Annotated in this window: 4 protein-coding genes; 1 reads left to right on the plus strand and 3 read right to left on the minus strand. The window is 67.7% G+C overall.

Annotated features, from left to right (window positions below; translation table 11 throughout):
• Nucleotides 1-334: 334 nt before the first annotated feature.
• Complete coding sequence (locus QH195_RS16425) at nucleotides 335-16,402, plus strand: hypothetical protein (RefSeq protein WP_280436017.1); 16,068 nt, start codon at nucleotides 335-337, stop codon at nucleotides 16,400-16,402.
• Between the two features lie 33 nt (nucleotides 16,403-16,435).
• On the opposite strand, the gene QH195_RS16430 is transcribed toward QH195_RS16425, so the two are convergent.
• Genes QH195_RS16430 through QH195_RS16440 form a run of 3 tightly spaced genes read right to left on the minus strand, consistent with a single transcriptional unit; the run spans nucleotide 16,436 to nucleotide 19,652 of the window.
• Entirely contained in the window at nucleotides 16,436-16,957 is a 522-nt protein-coding gene (locus QH195_RS16430) for a DoxX family protein (protein WP_280425476.1), read from the minus strand.
• Between the two features lie 3 nt (nucleotides 16,958-16,960).
• On the minus strand, nucleotides 16,961-17,929 hold the full coding sequence (locus tag QH195_RS16435) for an alpha/beta hydrolase (protein ID WP_280436018.1): 969 nt from the start codon (nucleotides 17,927-17,929) through the stop codon (nucleotides 16,961-16,963).
• Between the two features lie 37 nt (nucleotides 17,930-17,966).
• The gene (locus tag QH195_RS16440) at nucleotides 17,967-19,652 is read right to left on the minus strand and encodes a thiolase C-terminal domain-containing protein (protein ID WP_280436019.1); all 1,686 of its coding nucleotides are present in this window, start codon (nucleotides 19,650-19,652) and stop codon (nucleotides 17,967-17,969) included.
• Nucleotides 19,653-19,847 lie beyond the last annotated feature (195 nt).

Genomic DNA, 19,847 nt, shown 5'->3' on the forward strand with positions numbered 1-19,847 from the left:
TCAGGGACGGTTGACCGGTAACTGGGAGATGGATCCCCGTTCGTTGACCGGTGGTGTGATCGGTGGGGCGGGGCCGGGCATGGTTTATGGCTGGCAGGGTGGTTCGGACTATTCGGGTAGGCCGATCACGGTTGACGACTACCGGCGGATCCGGGTCGGGGACCGGGGGTCGGGGGATGCGGGTGCGGAGGGTGGTCCGGAGAGGCAGGCCGGAGGGTCGAGCGGGGCCGGTGATTCCCAGGGTGTGGGTGGACGGGGTTCGGCCGCCGCGAGCGGGTCGGGGCTGTTCGCCGGATCGGAAGTCGGGGGGCGGGGAACGCCGGGTGCCGGTGCGGTGGGGACGCCGATCGGTACGGGTGTCGCCGAGGATGCTGCCGATGCCGATTCGAATGTTGTTGCGAGCCGGGACGGCTCCGAGGCCGGTGGCCGCCGGTCCGAGCCGGTATCCGAGAGTAAGCCGCCGGTTGCGAGGGATTCCGATACCGGTGCGCAGCAGGTTTCCCGGGAAACCGATATCCGGGCGCGGCACGGTGCGCACCCGGCGGAATCCGGTTCGCCGACTGACGATTCCGGATCGCGCCCAGCTGATTCCGGTTCGCCGACGGGCGAATTCGGTCTCGGTGCGGAGACGAATGGCAGCGGATCCGGTGTGGTGGCCGGGGAGACGGCCGCCGGAGCCGGTGACCATGGTGAGCGGATGCCGGACGGAGGCGATTCGGAGACGGTGGGCTCCGGGCGGGAGACCGGTGCGGAATCCACGGCGGATCGTGACATCGCCGGTGACGAGGCCGGTGGTGCCGGGTTGCCGCCGGGTGATACCGGTGCGGTTCCTGTTTCCGGCGGTCGTGGACCGGTGGATGTGATTGCGGCACTGTCGAATACGCTCGCGACCCGGCATCCGGGTGGGTTGATCCAGCGACCCGGGCGGGTGGATGCGGCCGGTGTGGATATGCGGGCGCTGGAGCAGGTGTTCGACGGGAATTTCGTTCGGGCCGGAACCGAGCGGGGGGCGACGCCGCGGCAGGAACAGTTCCGGTTGCGGTTGCTGGCGTGGGAGGAAGAGCGCCGGTTGGAGCGTATCGGGTACAGCATGGCCCGGGATGCGAAAAAGCACGCGCGGCGGCGTGATGAACTTGTGCGGGTCGAGGTCGACGATATGAGCCGGACGCGGGCCGGACTGGCGGCGGGGCGCAATCCCGGTGTGCGGATCGAGGCTGGACTGGCGGATACCGCCCGCTCGCGGGGTATCGATACCAGCGGCATACACACCATCGACCGCTGGACCGCGTATGCCGACATGCTGGGCGAACAGATCGAGGAGAAGCAGTCGGCCCGGGAGCAAGCCCGTAAAGCGGAACTGGCCGCGGGTGCGAAGGCGGCCGAGGACTACACGAAGCGGGCCGCGGAGGAGAAAGCTCGGCTGCTGCAACTGGCTGCCGAGCGCAAGCGTATTCGGACGAAGGAGTGGCGGCGGCGGTCGACCCCGGATCATCTGCGGGAGTCGCTGGAGGAACTCGGGCCCGGTGGCACGCTGGTGGTGGTCGAGGAGTTCGGGAGTTCCGATGCGAACGGGGTGAACGCGCGACCGTATGTGCTGTATCTCGACGGGGATACGGTGATGGTCGACGACTGGGTGTCGGGAGGGCCGGCGCCGTTCGATTTCGCCGAGCGGGCCGGTATCGAGCGGACCTTCGTCGGCGGAATCCGTGGCGACGGTACCCCGTCGCGACCGGCTCCGGCCTCCGGTTCCCGACGACCGGGTCCCGCACCCGGTGCACCTGCGCCGGCAAGATCGAATACCGCTGTTGGACAGCCGGATACAGTTGCCGATACCGAGGGCGACACGCTATCGATGCCGGGGCGTCCAGATCAGGTGGGAGACGGAACGGCCCACTACCGGGTGGACCCGCAGTTCCCGGAGCAGGTCGATGCGGGGACGCGAGAGGCGGTCGACCCGGCCCTCGCGGCCGAGACCGGTGATCAGTCCGGCGCCGCGCCCGCGGTGGACCTGGCGAAATCCCAGGTAGAGGCGTGGGAGCTGGTCCGTGCGGCGGCACGGTCGGCTCCGGAGGTCTTCGAGCGGGCGCTGCGGGTACTGCAACCGAAACATCGTGCGGTGGTGCAGGATCTGATCGGCGCGGAATCGGATGCCCTCGGTGCCGCGCCGGTTCTGGCGAAGACTCTGCCCGAAGTCCTTGCCGGGACACCCGGCGGTAGGAGTCCGCGGCAGCTACCCGGTGCGGTCGGCCCGTCGGCACACACCCCGGAACCTGCCGAGACCTCACCCTCGCCGAACGCGCAGCAGGTACTCGGTGCGGTCGGCGCGCTGGCACACACCCTCGCGCGCGGCGTTCCCACACCGGAGGAGCAGTGGCTGATCATCCGCGAATCGTGGGCGCGCGATGACGGTTCATTCGACGCCGCTCTCGCCGCCGCCGTCGAGGAGCTGACGGCGGCGGGCACCGAGACCGACCCGGCGGCTGTGCGTGAGCTGATGGAGCGCATCGTGGTGCGCCCCGCTGAGGGCACGGTGGCCGAATGGGCTGTGTCGCCGCGCGAACTCAGGAAGGAGCAGCACCCGTTCTACGAAGAACGCAAGGCGATATCGCGGTGGCTCACGTCCCATACGGAGGTGGCCACGGCGGCGGTACTCGGCCACGTCCGGAAGATCGCCGGCGCGGAAACCGTCGATCGGTGGCTGGAGTCGCAGGACCCGGGAACACGCAGGTTGGTGACGGAGAACCTGTCGGCTCGCGACGCGGGGGAGCTGGCGGGCGGCGATGCCGACGAGGCGAAATTCCGGCGCTACCGCGCGGTCCGGGAACTCCTCGGGCTGGCCGAGGCAGTCGACCGGCCGGTGGACCCGGGGCGCTCCGTTGCGCTGGAGGCCGCCGCGTCGGGCGACGAGGCGCAGCCGGTCGGACAATTGCGGGCCGACCTCGCGGAGTTGCCGTCGCCGGATCCGGATACGAAGCCCGATCTGGGCCGGGAGGCGGGGGAGCGGTTCACGGCGGCGGCGGAGAAGGTACTGGCCGTGTTCGACGCTCGCCGTGCGGAATTGCTGGGTGAGTCGTGGCAGCGGCGCCGGGCGGTGATGGAGGGCCCGGACGAGACCGAGGCCCTGCTGCGGTATGTGGCGGCGGTCCGGGCGGAGACGGGTTTCTCGCCGCGGGCGAATCAGATCAAGGCCTTCCTGCTCGGGCGGCAGGGATATATGCGTCAGATGGGGACCGGTCAGGGCAAGACACTGGTGGGGTGGCTGGATTCGCTGCACCAGCTCTCCCGCGGTGAACCCGTGGAACTCGCCGACGGGGAGATGCGGCGAGTACATCATGTGCTGACCACCACCGAGCTGCTGGCCGATGACGGAATCCGGGAGAGCGCGGGAATGTTCCGCAGGCTCGGATACGAGGTGTCCCGCTGGGATCCGGACAATCCGGCGGAGTTGGCGAAATCGACGGTCGTCTACCTGACCTACGACGAGCGCGCCACCGCCGAGTTGAAGGATTCCGTGCCGCCGGGCCGCACCGCGACGATCGATGAGGCGGACGCGGTGCTGATCCACAATCAGACCGAGCACCATCTGTCCGACGGTGAACGCGCACCGGTGGAAGACACCGAGAAGGTGCACGTGTGGGCGGTGCGTGATCATCTCAAGCAGATGCTCGCGAAACGCGTGCTGACCCATGCGGATTACCGTGCCGATTCCGAGCCCGCGGTGCGCCGGGCGAGCGAATTGTGGGAGGAGAAGACCGGGCGGCCGTTCACCGAGCGGGAGTCCGAGATGGCGCGCGCGTTCTTCGATCTGAAGGCGGGGCAGAAGGGCGGGCGTTTGGTGCAGGACTGGCACTTCCAGGTCTTCGACGGGAAGGTCCAGATCTTGGACGAGAACGGAAAGCCGATGAGCGATCCGAAGGTCAATACCGACAGCCGCTGGTTCGGTGGCCGGCACCAGATGGTGGAGGCGATATACGACCTCGACGTGTATTCCGATGGTGAGGGCTCCAAGCGAGTCGGTGTCACTGATGTGCTGAGCAAATATGACCGGCTGAGTTTGATGTCGGGCACGCTGGAGCGGACCGCGGCGGAGATCAAGCAGAATTTCCCGGTCCACGGTGGACTGGGCCGGGTCGAGGATCATCAGGAGTCCCGGCTGGTGGCCGAGGAGGACCGGATCTTCCTCACGCAGCCGGAAATGCTGAAAGACGCGGTGGCAAAGGTCCGCACGCTGCAGGATCAGGGCCGGCCGGTCGCGATTATCGCGCGCCCGGATCTGGCGGTGAAGTTCTCCCGCGTACTTACGCACAATGGCATCGACCATGAAGCGATTCACGGCAGATGGTTCGCCGAGCATCGCGACAACAATCTTGCTCAGGAAAAACTCGGAGGCGTGAAAACCCGTGCCGGTCGAGCGAGCCGAGTCACCGTAGGGGTCGACGGAATGCTCGGCCGGGGCTGGGATCCGACGGTCGGCGAACAGGTGAACGAGGCGGGCGGGCTGCACGTGCAGAAGCTGGGCCGCTCGGACAATCCCGATACCGATGCCCAGGCCGCCGCCCGCGCCGGGCGTAACGGCCAGAACGGTAGTTACGGCTTCAGTGATGCGCTCGACGGTGGACTGGCCAATGGTGCGCGGAACAGGGACTACAAGATCGGGGTAACGCACTACCGGAACGGTCGTGCCGAGCATGCCACCGCGACGCGCGAATACGCCGAGGCGGTGCGCGCCGCGGAGACGAACACATCCGCCGCGGCGGCGGAGGCCCAGGCGCGCATGCGTTCCGCGCAGGACAGAGTCGAAGCCTCCGAGAACACCATCGCGGCGGCGGAACGGAGAATACGCCGGCTCATCCCGCTGGTACAGGACGAGGCGGCCGAGCGGGCGCGCATCGCGCGTGAGTCGCGGCGGATGAACCAGCCCCACGCGCCGCCGGTACCGTCCGCACCGCAACACAACGCCGACCGCGAGGATGTGGGCGTCTCCGATTCCGATGCGGCGGAAGCTGATACCGGCGGGCTCGGGGCAACGATCGTCCAGCACGACCTCGCCCCGGAAGGCGAGGCGTTCTCCGGCCCCATCCCTGAGTCCGGGATCGACGCCCCGGACCACACATCGGACCAGGAGCCGCCGGGGTCACCGCTGAAACACGTGATCTCCATAGCGGGTACCGGTCCCGAGTACCAGCCTGCCCAGTCCGATGGCCGGTCGATCGCGCCCGGTGAACCGGTTCGCGGTGCGATGGCCCGTATCCAGCAGTTGGACGCGGAGATCCAGGAGCTGGATGCGGAGATCCGGGAGCGTGCGGACGAGTTCCGGAGACAGGGCACTTCGTCCGGTTCCCACCTGCCTCGCCGGGTGCTGCGGGTTCCCGAGTACCGGCTGCGTGAGCTCTGGCGCGAGCGGGATGCGCTCACCGACGGCCTGATTGCGCAAGTCGCGCAGACCGATTCGGGGGCAGTGCGGGCTCTCCAGGACAGGCTGGTGCGGACGCTGCACGAGACCCGGGCGCGGGCCGAGGCGGCGCATGGTCGGCTGCGGGCGATCGCGACCGAGTACGAGGTCCCTCGCGCGGTTACCGATGTGGGGGAACTCCTCGTCGCGATCCGTGGCCGGATGGACGCTGCCGATCGGCATGATATCGATTCTTCTCGCCTGATCCAGGGTGGTTTGACCGATGCCGAATTCCTGGTCGAGCGGCGTGCGGCTCGCTTCCGCTCCGGTGCGGATGCATACGAAGCCGCTATCGAATACCACTCGTGTCAGGAACGTTTGGTACGTGCCGGGGTGCGGCCGGCGGCGGTTGGTGAGGCCGGGAGCTCGGAATTCCATAGCAGCGAGCTGGCCGACGTGCGCCGGGCGGCCGAGGCTTCGGTGGCCGATCGGCGTCGGCGGATCGTGGCCGATCTGCGTGAGCTCACCGTCTATGCCGGGTTGGACTTCGAAGGCGAGATCCGGACACGGAATGCCGAGACCCGAATACGAAATGCCGAGAGCGGAATACAGAAAGCCGAGACCCGGAAACACAATGCCCAGAAATCGAATCGGAAAGCCGAGATCAGGAAACAGAAACGCCTGATCCGGAGTCTGGAAGCCGAGATCCGGGACCAGAAGGACGAAATTCGGAAACTGAAGGACGGGGATTTCGAGGCGGAACCCGTCGCCGAGCCCGCGCTCGAGAATCCCCGCCACCTCGACGGCCGCCTCACGACCTGGATAGCGGACGAACGTCGCGAAATCGCGCTCGCCGCCGAGGACACCGTAATAGCCGCAGGTGCCCCGCACCGGCGCCGGATCGCCCATGCCGACCGGGTCGAACGTGCGTTGCTGCGGTTGCGGCGCGCCGATCTCATCGCCCAGGCCACGCTATGGAAGCTGACCGATCAGGACGACGCGGCCCGCACCTGTATGGCCGACTATGAATCGGGCTGGTCGACAGCCCGTCTCAATGCCCGCGAAGCCGTGCACGCCGCGAACCTACGCATGCGAGGAATCGCCGGAGTGGACCTGATCGGTGAATCAGCGGGACTGGGCGAAGAATTCCGGAAGAGGCTGAAGGGCCGCGAGGACGCGGTGCGGGCCGATCTGGCGGAAGCGGCCGAAAACGCGGGCGGCGCGGGCCAGTGGCGCGGGCAGGGTCGCCTGGATGACCCTACCGGGGGCCGTCGAGCGCCTCGCGTGCTCCAGATGCAGCTGGACGAGATCGACCGAGCCCGCCTGGCGTTCGCGCAGACGGAATACGAAGTGCATTGTGCTGAAGTCGATCTGGCGCTGCTGGAGGCAGAGCTGCCGGGTTCGGTGAATATGGTCTGGGATCCACAGTTCGGGGGGATGGAGGCCGGCGGCACACCTCTGGAGAAAGCCCTTGGGCGGACAGACAGCGCGCGCAGGGAGGTGTACCGGACGATCATCGACCGGCGGTCGCAGGCGCCTCGACGATTGGCGGAAATCGCCACCGCCATCGGATACCCCGATGAACTCCCCACCGATTTCGTCAGCGCGGACCCGATGCGGGTCATCCCTGCCGTGCATCTCATCCTGTGGTTCCGAAAGCATGTCAAGGACCGCACAACTACGAACGAATACACGGCTGGCGGGGAGCATGCGCGCCAATGGGCGCTGAGCTTGGAGGCGTACCGGATCGAACGGGCGATCCTGTGGACCGCCTATGATTTCATGCGAGCGATGGCCGATAGCGACATCCTCGCGAATGTGGAGATCGGACCGATCGGCAAACAGGCCGAGGCCGAGGCCGATCAACTGCGGGCCGAACTCGAGCAGCTGATGGAATCGCAGTGGTTCCGCGACAACCTGGAATTTCTTGCCCGGGTTTCCGAGATCGACGATATCTCGGAATTCGGCGACCCGGTCGCCTTGGCCGAGAAGATCGGCGAGTACGCCGATGCGCACGAGGCGAAGGAACGGCACCGTCATGCCGATCAGGTCGTGATCAACGCGATACACGTACTGATAGATCAGGCCCAGCTGAACGGCGATATCGAGAAACTCGAAGAACTCGAGGCTCTGGCCGAAAGGGCCTACCTGGCGGCCGAGCAGGAGGCCCGGCAACGCCTGGCGGCAGCAGGATCCGAAGTCGAACGGCAGGCAGCCCTCGACGATCTCCGGCGGGTCGGGGCCGCGGATCAGGTCGATGCGAGCCGATGGCCGTTCGAGTACTTCGGCCCCCGCTTCACCGGTAAGGACGGCGCATCCGCCGCCTTCCCGGACCGCCTGGGTTCGCAGCAGAACGCCCCGAACGTGGTGGACGGTCCCGGCCACCAGCCCCGCGAAATCGTCTGGCTCGACCTGAACCCGGAAAGCAGGGAGCGACTCGGCACTATCCCTGAGTCCGGGATCGACACCCCGAACCGCACATCGGGCCAGGAGCCGTCGGTTCCACTGCGGGAGTCGGTGCCGATCGCTCCCGAAGATCCTGTCGCCGACGCGGTCGAGCCCGAGTCTTCGCCGGACGCCGGAGCCCGCCGCGCGGAGCTCTCCGACGCCCGCACCGGCCCGGCTGGCTCCACCGCTGCTGAGCCGAGTGGGATGCCGGTAGGTAACGGATCTGTCGCTCCCGGTGATGCGCAGACCGATTCGGATGAGGCGGATGGTGATACCGGCGGGCTCGACGGGACTGCGGCGGTGCCCGCCGAAGGGGTGGACACCGTCGAGGGCGGTGTGGCCGCTTTGCGGGGACATTGTGCGGTGTTGCAATGGGAGCGGGTCAACAGGGGCAGGGTCGATGACAAGCTGGTCTCGAAGTTCGACGAGTCGGATGAGTTGCCGGGCCAGAGCGAGATTGCCGTGCAGCAGTCGTATCAGGCTGTACTGCGCGAGTACGGGACGGGCGAGAACACCGTGCCGGCCCTCGGAGAGATCCGGACGTTGCTGGGGGACGCACAGCATCGGGCGGAATCCGCTGTGGTGGTGGTACGACGCGAGACCGAAGACGCGGAGGGCTACGGCGGACACGTCTTCGGTCTGGTCCTCGACGAGTACGGTCGTGTGGTTGTCGATGATCCGGCCGATCCGGCAATCCACGGCCGCCGTTTCGACGAACTGATCTTCGCGGGGTTGATCGCCGACCGATTCCCGGATGTGAACGGTGTTTTCGCGATTCTGCACGACGGCGTGGGCCAGGCGGTCGATGCGGACGGTAACCCGGCGGAGTTGGCGGAGCCGGCGCTTTCCGAGCAGATCGCGCGGCTGGGCGCCGACGGTTCGGCTGTTCGGCTCGGTGCGATGGGAATCCCGATCGGTAGTCCGGGAAGGGTGCGGGACCGTGTGGTGCGGGACCGGACACCGCTGGGCGAGATCGCTGTGTGGGCGAGGCGGTTGGGGATCGACCTCACTGTGCCACACCACGAGCCGGGCCCGGACGGTCTCGAGAGTACCGTCGCGGCCGCCTTCGGCGCCGAGTTCTTCCGATGCGGTGAGGCGAGTGGCGGATTCCGTGACGCGTACCGTGAGCTCGGCGAGAAGCTTCGGCATCACAATGCGGCGGCGGTGGTGTTCGACCGGTCGCGCACCAGCTCGGACGATCAGGGAAATGTCCGCATTTATTTGGTGCAGAACGTGCGCGGCATATTCCAGGTCGAGGAGATTACGGCGGGCCGGAACGGCTCGGGGGTGCCGCTGCACGATGTCATCCCCGTCGACACCTGGAAGTACATCGATGTCCGCGCCTTGATCGTGCCGGAAGCGAGCGGTGGTACGGAAATTTCTGCATCTCCGGTCGGTGCGGGGACCGCTGACGACCGAGCGCAGGCGGTGGAACTCTCAGATGAGGACGCCTTCCTGCAGGCGTTGGATGTCGACGAATCGGGCCGGGATGTCCTCGAACTGCTCGGTCTCCTCGACATCACGATCGTGCACGATCTGCTGGATACGCCCGGCTATCGCGTCGAGGAGATCGACGATCCGGGCGAGCCGTCGGGTTATGGGCAGCAGAAGCAGATCGTGCTGGATGCCAGTCTGGAGCTGCCGGAGCAGATTTCCGCGCTGACCGGCTACTTGACCGATGCCCTCGCGGATTCCGGCCTGGATGACGCCACGGCCGAGGCCTGGACCATCCGGCTGACCGGCGGCCCTCTCCTGGACGCGTTGCGCCACCACGAATACGGCCGGACGATGCTCGAGCTTCTGGACAGATTCGATATCTCGGTAGTGCACCGAAATGCGTTGTACGCGGGCTTTTCCGACGATTACGTCCGAGATCCACAGAGCACAGCCCTCCGGCGGATACGGTCGACGATCGCGTTGGATGCGAACCTGGCGGTTCCGGATCAGATCGTCGAGCTCGCCTCCTATCTGATCGAAGCTGTCGAGAGTTTCGGTTTGTCTGCCGCGGAAGTGAATACGTGGACCGGACCGTTGCGAGACTTCCTCCGGAACGTTTCACAAGACGTGGTGTCCCGCCTGGCCGCACCGCTGCCGGCAGAGGTGGCGTCCTCCCGAGTGACATTCGAAGCGGAGGCCGAGCGGGCGTATCACGTAGCCGTCGAGTCTGGTGTCCCGGAAGCAGTGGATCTGGGCGAACCATACCTGTGGCGCGCGGATCTCGGCCCGCGCTATCACCTCTGGGTTTCCGGCACTCCGGACCGGATCGCTACCCTGAGCGACAAACTGGCCGGGTTTGCGCGGGGAAGAGGGGAATTCGATCAGCGCGAGACCGCGACCGGTGCCGTGACATTGGCGATACCGTTCGCGGACCCGGTGGCGTTGGGACGGACTCTGCGGGAGATCGCCGAATTCCGGACGGCCCATCCGGACGGGTTCCTGCCTGAGGTTCCGGTGGGTGTGCAGCCGGTGCCGGATTGCCCCGGGGTGGGGTTCTCGGCGATACCGGGGGTCGATATCAGGCAGCGGCTTCGGGAACTGGAACTACTCCAGTTGCCCTACGGCGCGCAGGTGGTCGACCTTCTTCGATCGCTGGACAATATTCCGGGTGGACGCGAGCGGGCGGCGGGTGAGCGCGATGTGGTCCTGCGGGCAAGGGATCTCGACCTGCCCGCGACGGGTGGGCCGGAGGTCGTGCAGGCGCTCCGGGATCTGCGGACAGTGGATGAAAACAACCCGTCCGAGGTCGTTTCCGGTCTCAGGGAGGTGTATCACTGGCGCCGCCCCAGACAGGTGAACGGTCCGCAGTCGATCGCGGCGGCAACAAGCTACGCACTACATCGGTATCTCGCCGAAACAGATTCCGCAGAACGGAGTTTCGGTGACTTCCTGGCCATGCTGCGAGATCATCTGTGGTTTGCCGGTATCGACCCGGCCCGGCCTCATCTCGAACTGGGTGATGCGGCATTCGGTGCCGCCGAGGGGGACGCGGTGCCGCCGCACCGCCACATCACGCTCCCGGTAGACGAACAGGCCGAACAGGTAGTGGCACGGGTCCGGGAGCTCTACTCCGATATCGATATGGAACTGCCGGCCGGGAGGTCCGGGCCGCAGCGCGGTGATCGTGGGCTGGCGCGGGCGTTCCGTGGTTCGCTGCACCGGTTCGGTACGCCGGACCAGGGATATCGCGATGCCTACACCGCACTCGGCCGGGAACTGCTGGATCTCGGGCCCGGCTCGACGGCCGTGGTGGCCGAACCCGCGGGCAAGGTCTACGTAGTTCGAAATATCACCGGCCAGTTGTGGGCCGAAGAGCCGGAAGGCAGGGTGCGCGGCACCGCGTATACGTTCGATGCGGCAGCTCGATCGGCGGGCGAGGTGCGGGCCATCCTGCTGGACGACACCGGCTGCGCGGTGCAGCCCGGTCGTGCCCGGCAGCTCGCCGAAGCACTCGCGAATCCGGCCGGGCACCGCGACGCGATCGAGCGGGAGGTCAATCGGCTACGAGCCGAATTCGACCGGTTGCGAGCGCATTGGGCGCCCGGAGTCTCGAGGAATTTCACCGAACGCAGGTTCCGGGAGCTCCTCGACGGAGATCCCCATGAACTGGTCGTCGCGCTCGAGCGGGTCATCCGCCGTGATCTCGGGTATCGGTTCACGGGGGATCAGCGCCCGCTCCACCTGCTCCGGATAGCCCGGCGGCTCGAGACCGCGCTGCTGGCCGTGGACGCGGGGTCCGCGGGCGAGGTGGCGCGGCCGGCGCCGCTGGAGCTCCCGGATACCGCCACATCGGAAGACACTCCGGTTCCGGAACCAGCCGGCCGGGAATCGGCAACACCTGGGCAGCGTCTCGTGCCGAGCGGCGGAGAAACTATCCGGCAGCTGCTGCAGTCGAGGTGGGAGGGTCTGAAGTATTCCACTGACAGGGGTTCTGACTATTGGCGTCGATTGACCGGACTGTTCGACGACGACGGAACATGTGTCATCGTCGCGCTGGACCACGCTCTGACCGACGGCCCTGTCGTCCGGGACGCCAAGGAATTCAGCCCGCTCATCCGTGCCGTTCACGAGAACGGTGCGAATGGCGTGTTTCTGCATCGCGGTAACGCGTCACGGTTCGATCGGACAAGTGCGGACGGACTGGTCCTGCACGTGACCGGTGGGCCCGTCATCGGCGAGGATGTCGGCCGTGCCGGACTGGTCCGCGCCGATCCGAATCACAAGGTGCTCCTCGGCTCTGCCGAAAGCATCATCAGGGAGGCGAAGCGGCTCGACGTGGACGCGGTGAGTGTCCATGTGAATGTCGGATCGCTCGACAACGCGGAGCAGGAAGCCGAGGTCGCGGAGCTCGGCAGGGCATTGTCCGAGGCCGATATTCCGCTGATCATCATGAGTTACCCACGTGGCCCCGGTATCTCGCCGGACAACCTCGACCACGTCCTCACGGCCGTGAGTCAGGCGGTGCTTCTGGGCGCGGATATCGTGAAAACGAGCATCCCGAAGTGGCCCGACGGGACGGTGGACACCGAGCTGGGGCCCATCGGCGGAACGCCCAACCTCGCCGCGATGCAGGCGGTGGTCGCCTCCTCGCAGGTCCCGGTGGTATTCGCGGGCGGATCGAACTGGAACATCCCGATGGAACAGGTCGTCGCGGCGGTCCGGGAATCCGGCGCCGCCGGATTGGCCGTGGGCCGGATGGTGTTCCGCAACCCCGATAACCTCTCCCCGGGTACCGCGATGCGCCTCGTCGATAGCGCGCTACGCGGTGATACGGCGCCGCGCATACCGGACAAGGGATCGGATCCGTCGACCTGGGAATCATGGGCCGAAAAGCGGTACGACGCGGCGCGCGCGGACGATACCGACGTGGGGCGGATCGCCACGTATCTCGCCGGGATCGCGGCGGACCCCGGGGCGCATGGACTCTCGCCCGAGGACGTCGCGCACATACTGGAAGTGTCCGGTGTGGACACCGTGGGCGCGATCAAGAACCACTTGTACTTCACCGAGCACAATCTCATCGATGAGCGAACCGGTGAGCCCGTCATCGCGAGGTTCCGGGCCAACCACCTGATCGCCGAGGCGTGGCGCGATCTCTCGCTCGGCTATCCGCTGGACCGTGACACCTTGATGAGTCATGTGGGGTTGCTCAGGCACGAGGTGGCCGAGCAGCGGTTCGAGGCACGGTGGTTCTCGGCATGGGCGAAGCTGCCCCCGTTCGAGATCATGCATGGGGAGGCGAACGGCGAAGCCGATTGGGAACACCGGCTGCGAGACCTGCTCCCCTCGGCGAACACCGATCCCAGGTACCTGCCCACTCAGTCCGGCGGCCAGCTGATCGAGCCCGGCGGATCGGATCGCGATGCGGACGCCGGACCGAGTCGCATCACCCGCATCCGGGAACTGGACGCGGAGATCCAGCAGCGTGAGGCCGAGATCCGGAGGCAGGGCACACTGTCGTCCGGGTCCGACCTGGCGAACTGGGTCCTGCGGGTTCCGTGGTATCAGCTGCGCGAGCTCTGGCGTGAGCGTGATCAGCTCACCGAGGGTCTCCTGACAGAGGTAGCTCTGGCGCAGGATGCTTCGGTATCGGCCCAAACTGCCCATGGCGAGCTGGTGGGAGCGCTCGACAAGACTCGGGAGCGGGCCGAGGCCGCATACGATCGGCTGCGGGCGATCGCGTCCGAGTACGAGGTGGATCCGGAGATCGGCGATGTGCCGGATCTTCTCGCCGCGATCGGTGACCGGATGGCGGCCGCTGATCTCAGCGATATCGACCACAGCGACGATCGCAAGGCCAAAGGTGGCTTGACCGATGTCGAGTACCTGGTCGAACGACGTGCCGCCCGCTTCCGTGCCGCGGCGGATATGTTCGAAGCCGCCATCGAATACCACGCGAGCCAGGAGCGTGCGGCGCGGGCCGGTGTGCGGCAGGCGGCCGTCGGTGCGGTCGGGAGCCCGGAATTCCACAGCGGCCGGGTAGCCGACATACGCCGGGCGGTCGAGGCGGTGGTGGCCGAGCGTCGTCAGCGGATCGTGGCCGATCTGCGAGACCTGACGAGTTACGCCGGGCTGGACCTGGAAGCCGAGATCCGGGAACGGACCGAGGGGGAACCCGAGGCGAGGCGCGTGGCCGTGGCCGCGCTCGACGACCCCCGGCACCTCGACGGCCGCCTCACGACATGGATAGCGACCGAACGTCGCGCTCTCGCGCTCGCCGGACACGACACCGGCGTAGCCGCCGGCGCCACTCATCAGCGCAGGACGGCCCACGTAGACCGTGTCGAACGTGCGCTGCTGCGGTTGCGGCGCGGCGATCTCGTCGCCCAGATCACCGCATTCGAGCTGTTCGATCAGGACCACGCCGCCCGCACCCACACGGCCGACTACAAAACGGAATGGTCGACGGCCTACCTCAACGCCCGCAAGGCCCTGCACACCGCGAACCTCCGTATGCGCAAGATCGCCGGGTTGGACCCGCTCGGTGAATCGGACGGTCGTGCAGAGGAGTTCCGGCAGACGTTGGAGGCCCGGGAAGCCGGCCTGCGGGCCGGGGTGGGGGCCAATCTGAACGCGGGTCCCGAAACCGCGAGCAGCGTGGGCAGCGAGAGCGCGCTGACCGGAACCCGCACAACGCCCCGTGTGCTCTGGGCGCAACTGGACGACCTCGACCGGACCCGCAAGAACCTCGCTCAGGCGGAATACGCAGTGCATTGCGCTGAGGTAGAGCTGGCTCTGCTGGAAGCAGAACTGCCGGGTTCGGTCAATATCGTCCGGGACCCGGGTTTCTGGCCCGAGCCCGGCGGAACACCTCTGGACAAGGCCGTGCGGGCGGCCTGGGATGCACGCTATCCCGTGCGCGCGAACGCCGAGCAACGGCAGCGGCAGACGGCGCGCCGGCGATTCGCGGATATCGCGGCCGCGATCGGATACCCCGATGAGCTCCCCGCAGATCTCACCGGCGCAGACCCGCTGTCGGTGATCGATGCTGCCGGGGTACTCACCGATTGGTTCCGGGAGCATTACGAAAACCGCCGGGGTAGCGGTGAATTCCGTGATCTGGAGCCGGCGCGGTTCTGGGCGCTGCGGGCGGAGGCCTACCGGATCGAGCGGGCGATCCGGTGGACTGCCTACGACTATGTGCGGGGGCTGGCCGACCTCGACAGCCTCGAAAATGTGGCGATCACACCGCGCGGCACAGCGGCCGAGGCCGCAGCCGATCGGCTGCGGGCCGAGCTCGAGCGGTTCATGGAATCGCAGCCGGACCTCGGCGAACTCCATGTGCTGGCCATGACGAACGATATCTTCGAGTTCGGTGATCCGGTCGTCCTGGCCGAGGACATCGGCACAATGGCCGATGTGCGGGGCGCGAAAAGCGAGCACCGTCAGGCCGATCAGCTCTTGATCAACGCGCTGCTCGTGCAACTGGATCTGGCCCATCTCCACGGCGATATCGACAAGCTCGCCGAGCTCGAAGTTCTGGCCGACAGCGCATTTGCGGCGGCCGAGCAAGAGGCCCGGCGGCGCCTGGAGGCGGCCGGGTCCGCGGACGACCGGCAGGCTGCCGTCGACGATCTCCGGCGGGTCGGTGCCGGGGACCAGGTCGGTGCGCCCCCATGGCTACTCGAGTACTTCGGCCCTCGCTTCACCCGGGAGGCCGGTGGGTCCGGGACTGCCCCGGACGAGGCGGCCGCGCGGCAGCCGACCGCCCCGGACGCGCTGGATGGTCACGGCCGGGGCCGCGAAACCGTCTGGGCCGCCCTCTCCCCGGACGGTGTGGCTCGTCTCGGGCCCAACCACGAGCCCCGAACCTACGCCTACGCCTGGTCCCCCACACCGGACCAGGAATCGCCGGGCTCGCCGCAGGAACCGGCGCCGATCGCTCCCGAAGATCCCGAGTCCGAGTCCGGTGTCGCGGGCCGGCATGCGGAGGCATCATCCGACGATCGGATCAGGGGCTTGGCCGGGCTCGATGGATGCATCCGGTGGGGCCGGGAATGGTCGCGGGTATGGGAGGACCTGAAGGACGGGCGTAGTCATATCGAGCGGTATGCGCCACGGTTCGGCTACGACGCGCAAGACCTGCTGTCTGCGGACATGTGGCGGAGGATGATTCCGCCCTCCTCCGCGGATTCCTCCGATGACCCGGATCTCGAGGAACTTCGCCGGGTCACCCGGGGCTATCACCACCAGGCGGAGGTTCTGCAGGCCCTGAACAACGACCTCCCCACTGCAAGCGCCCGCGCCGCGCGGCTGTACGTGGAAAACCATTCCGAGGCACTCGATACCGAGGGTGTGCAACACCTGGTCGCGAAGCTCACCCAGCTCCAATTTGCGACACTGACCTGGGATGTTGTGGGGCGTCGGCGGCCGGAAGCCGCGCAAACAGGGCAACCGGCCGAGACAGGATCGCAGGCGTCCGCCGCACGGTCCGAGGAACTGGCCGGCGAGTTGCGTCGCTTGAGCAATCTGACCACGGCATCGGCCGGACGGGAATACCTGCGATCCCAGGGCGCGGGGGGGGGGGGGGCCCCCGCCCCCCCCCCTGACTGCCCAATCCGATGAATCCGACGCGCATATGAATCTTCCTTCCCGGGTTCAGGAATCGGCGTTCGCCGACTCCGGTTGTCCGGCGGCCGGCCGCCAGAACACGGCCAGCAGTGCGGCGGTCGCGACCACGCCGACGCCGAGCGCGATCAATCCACCGGCCCAGCCGGTGATCTCGATTCCGGCGGCATGGTCCACCGAAAGCCACCCCGGACCCAGAATGCCCATGACCACGCAGACCACGCCGAGTACCAGCACGTATTCGTAGCCGTCGCGCATCACGAAGAACCCGTTCTTCCGATGCGCCAGCAGGGCGGCCACCAGCATCACCGAAAGCACCGCCGCGGCGGCCAGCGGGGTGAGCAGTCCGAGGACCAGCAGTACACCCGCCCCGATCTCGGTGATCACGCTCAGCCACGCCTGCAGCACACCGTTGCGCAAGCCGAGGCTGCTGAACCAGCCCGCGGTGCCGGCGATCTTGCCGCCCCCGATCCAGTGGTTGACCCCGTGCGCGATCATGGTCGCTCCCACGACCAGCCTCAGCAGCAACAATGCGATATCGGTGACGTCCATGGGTTACCTTTCCGGCGCCGCGGCGCCGCCGTCGAATTGCAGGGTGGGCCCGGAGAATTCGCCGGTCTGCCGGGCCACGGCACATTCCTCGGCGAACGAGAGCACGGACAGATGGTAGGCCGGTGCCGTGTAGCCGAGGCTGATGTTGTGGCCGGTATCGGTCTGCCGGTTCACCACCACCCGCGGCGCGGCGGTGAACAGCGACCCGACCGCTGTCATCTCCTCCGGATCATTACGCCACACGCGCTCGTGTTCGCCCAGGGTGTAGCGCACCGGGATACGGATGCGGGGCGCGAGCCCGAGGAATTCCCGGGCGGCCCATCCGTTGATGGCCTTCACCTCGATCGCCGATCCACGGGCAGAGACGCTACCTCCACCCGTGACATCCGCGGGGTAGAGCCGAGCCGGACTCCAGATCAGTTTCCCCACTCCCGGCGGTCGTTTGCCCGGTTCCCGATCCGCACCCCAGAGCAGTTCCTGCGCCACCGGCTGGTGCCGCCGCCCGGTGCCGGCCAGTTCCAGCCCGAGCAGGTCCGCGCCTCGGTCGGCCGCCGCCATCCGGACGGCCAGCTCGCAACCGGCCGAATGGGCGAGCAGGAAAACTCCCGCGCCTCGCGGTAGCCCGTCGAGCAGGACGTCGAGCGCGCCGTACATCAGGTCCACCCGCTGCCGCGGGTCCGCGAGCCGGTCGGCATAGGGACCGGAGCTCCGGAAGCCGGGCCGGTCCAGCGCGAGCATGGTGTACCCGAGCCGCTGTCCGGTACGCAGCAGGGAGAATTCCGGATGTCCCGGGCAGTCGAAATACCGGGAGTCGACCGCACCACCGTGCACCGCGACGACCACCGCGCGCGGTGCGGACGCTTCGGCCAGCAGCCCGGACACCGGAATCCCGTGGACTTCCGGAACTTCCGCGACCACCGGTAGCGGGCCCGGGGAACCGGTGGCGACGAGATCGGAATCGGTCAGGGTCATCGACTGCTCACCACGATGCGCAGTGCCGGCGCGCTCATCAGGACGGGCTCCGCAGCAGCATGGCGCCGCCCGGAGTCAGCCCCCCGCTGGAAACCACCGCGACCCGAGCATCGCGGACCTGCCGTTCCCCGGCCGTCCCGCGCAATTGCACGATCGCCTCGTGCAGCAGCCCCATCCCGTGGGTACGGCCGTGGGAGAGCTGCCCGCCGTGGGTGTTCAGCGGCAGGATCCCGTCGCGGGCGATATTCTTCCCGCCGTCCAGGAAATCCTTCGCCTCGCCGATCTTGCAGAAACCCAGTGCCTCGATCCAGGAGAGGCAGTTGATGGTGAACCCGTCGTACAGTTCGGCCACATCGACATCGTCGGGCCGCAGATCGGTGCGGGTCCACAGGTGCGCGGCCGGGCCCAGGACCTGCGGTTCGTGGGTGAGGGTGCTCTGATCCCATTCGATGCGCTCCACGATCTGGGTGCCGACGGCCTCCACCTCGATCCCGGGTACCGGCAGGTCCGCCGCGGCGTCGCGCGCCGAGACGATCACCGCGACGGCGCCGTCACACGGCACATCGCAGTCGTAGAGACCGAAGGGCGTGGTGATGGGGCGGGCGGCGAGATAGTCGTCCATGGTCATCGGATCGCGGTACACCGCACTCGGATTCAGTGCGGCGTTCGCGCGCTGGTTCAGCGCGATCCAGCCCAATGTCTCACGGGTGGTGCCGTAATCGTGGAAATGCCGCTGCGCCTTCTGCGCCAGCGTATGCGCGGCCGAGGTGGATCCGAACGGATGCATCCAGCTGGACGTGCGACCGCCGCCGGAAACGGGGATGGTCCCGCGTTTCATCATCTCGTTGAAGGTGGCCTCCCACACCGTGCGATAGCACAGCACATGGGTGGCCAGCCCCGCGTGCACGGCCAGCATGGCCGCGATCACCGATCCGCCGGGCCCGAAGGTTTCGATTCCGCCGTTGTGCCAGGTGGGCCGGATACCCAGCGCGGATTCCAGTGCGGTGACCCCGCCTTCGCCGAAACCGCCCAGGTTGCCGCCCCCGGGATACGAGGACAGGCCGTCGATATCGTCGAGGGTCAGTCCGGCATCGGCCACCGCCCGTTGGCAGGCGTCCACGGTGAGCTCGAGGGGCGGCCGCATCAGCCGCCGCCCGATCTCCGACATCCCGATACCGGTGAGAATGACACTGTCCTCGAACTTGTCCCGGCGCAGCATCGGCGTCACCCGCTGACCGAAGTCGGCCGGTGCGATCTCGTCGACCGGTAGCGGTGCCGGCTCGGATTGTTGTGCGGTGGGCCGGAACAGCGGTAGCCATACATCGTCGTCCTGCTGGAACACCACCTCGAGGCGCATACCGAGGTGGAGTTCGCCCGGATCGCCTTCGACGATATTGGTGGTGAGCCGGACCCGCGGGTCGTCCTCGAGGGCCACCGTCGCCACCACATACGGGGGCGGCAGGCCGGGCAGCGCGAACCGCTGGTTGACCGTGAAGGAGGCCAGCGTCGCCGCACCCGAAACCACGCGCGGGGCGAGGTCGCGACCCCGGCAGTACCGGCAGATCGGCTGGGGCGGGTGGATCAGCGCCGAACACGCCCGGCACTCCTGGATCCGCAGCTGTCCGTCGGCGCCGGAGGTCCAGAAGAACTCGGTGTCCAGGGACAGCAGCGGGAGCGGCCGCCCCGAGCGGGGTGCCGGATCGTCACCGGTCGTCGATGCCATATCGCCTCCTCGTGTCACCGGTGCGCGGCGCTCCGGCCGGTGATCTCCTTTGTCGTTCCGTGGCCCCCGGGGGGGGGGCGGGGGCCCCCCCCCCCGGGGGGGGGGAAAAGGGGTTGGGTGCCGGGGGGGGGGGTTTGGGGGGGGGGCGTAGGGGGGGGGGGGGGGGGGGGGGGGGGGGTTTTTTTGGGGCACCGG

Origin of the sequence: Nocardia carnea, from assembly GCF_029868855.1 — a bacterium.
Classification (GTDB): Bacteria; Actinomycetota; Actinomycetes; order Mycobacteriales; family Mycobacteriaceae; genus Nocardia; species Nocardia carnea_A.

Coding starts and splice junctions, on each gene's coding strand:
- QH195_RS16440 (WP_280436019.1), bottom strand. CDS start 19,652: ATGGCATCGACGACCGGTGACGATCCGGCACCCCGCTCGGGGCGGCCG.
- QH195_RS16435 (WP_280436018.1), bottom strand. CDS start 17,929: ATGACCCTGACCGATTCCGATCTCGTCGCCACCGGTTCCCCGGGCCCG.
- QH195_RS16430 (WP_280425476.1), bottom strand. CDS start 16,957: ATGGACGTCACCGATATCGCATTGTTGCTGCTGAGGCTGGTCGTGGGA.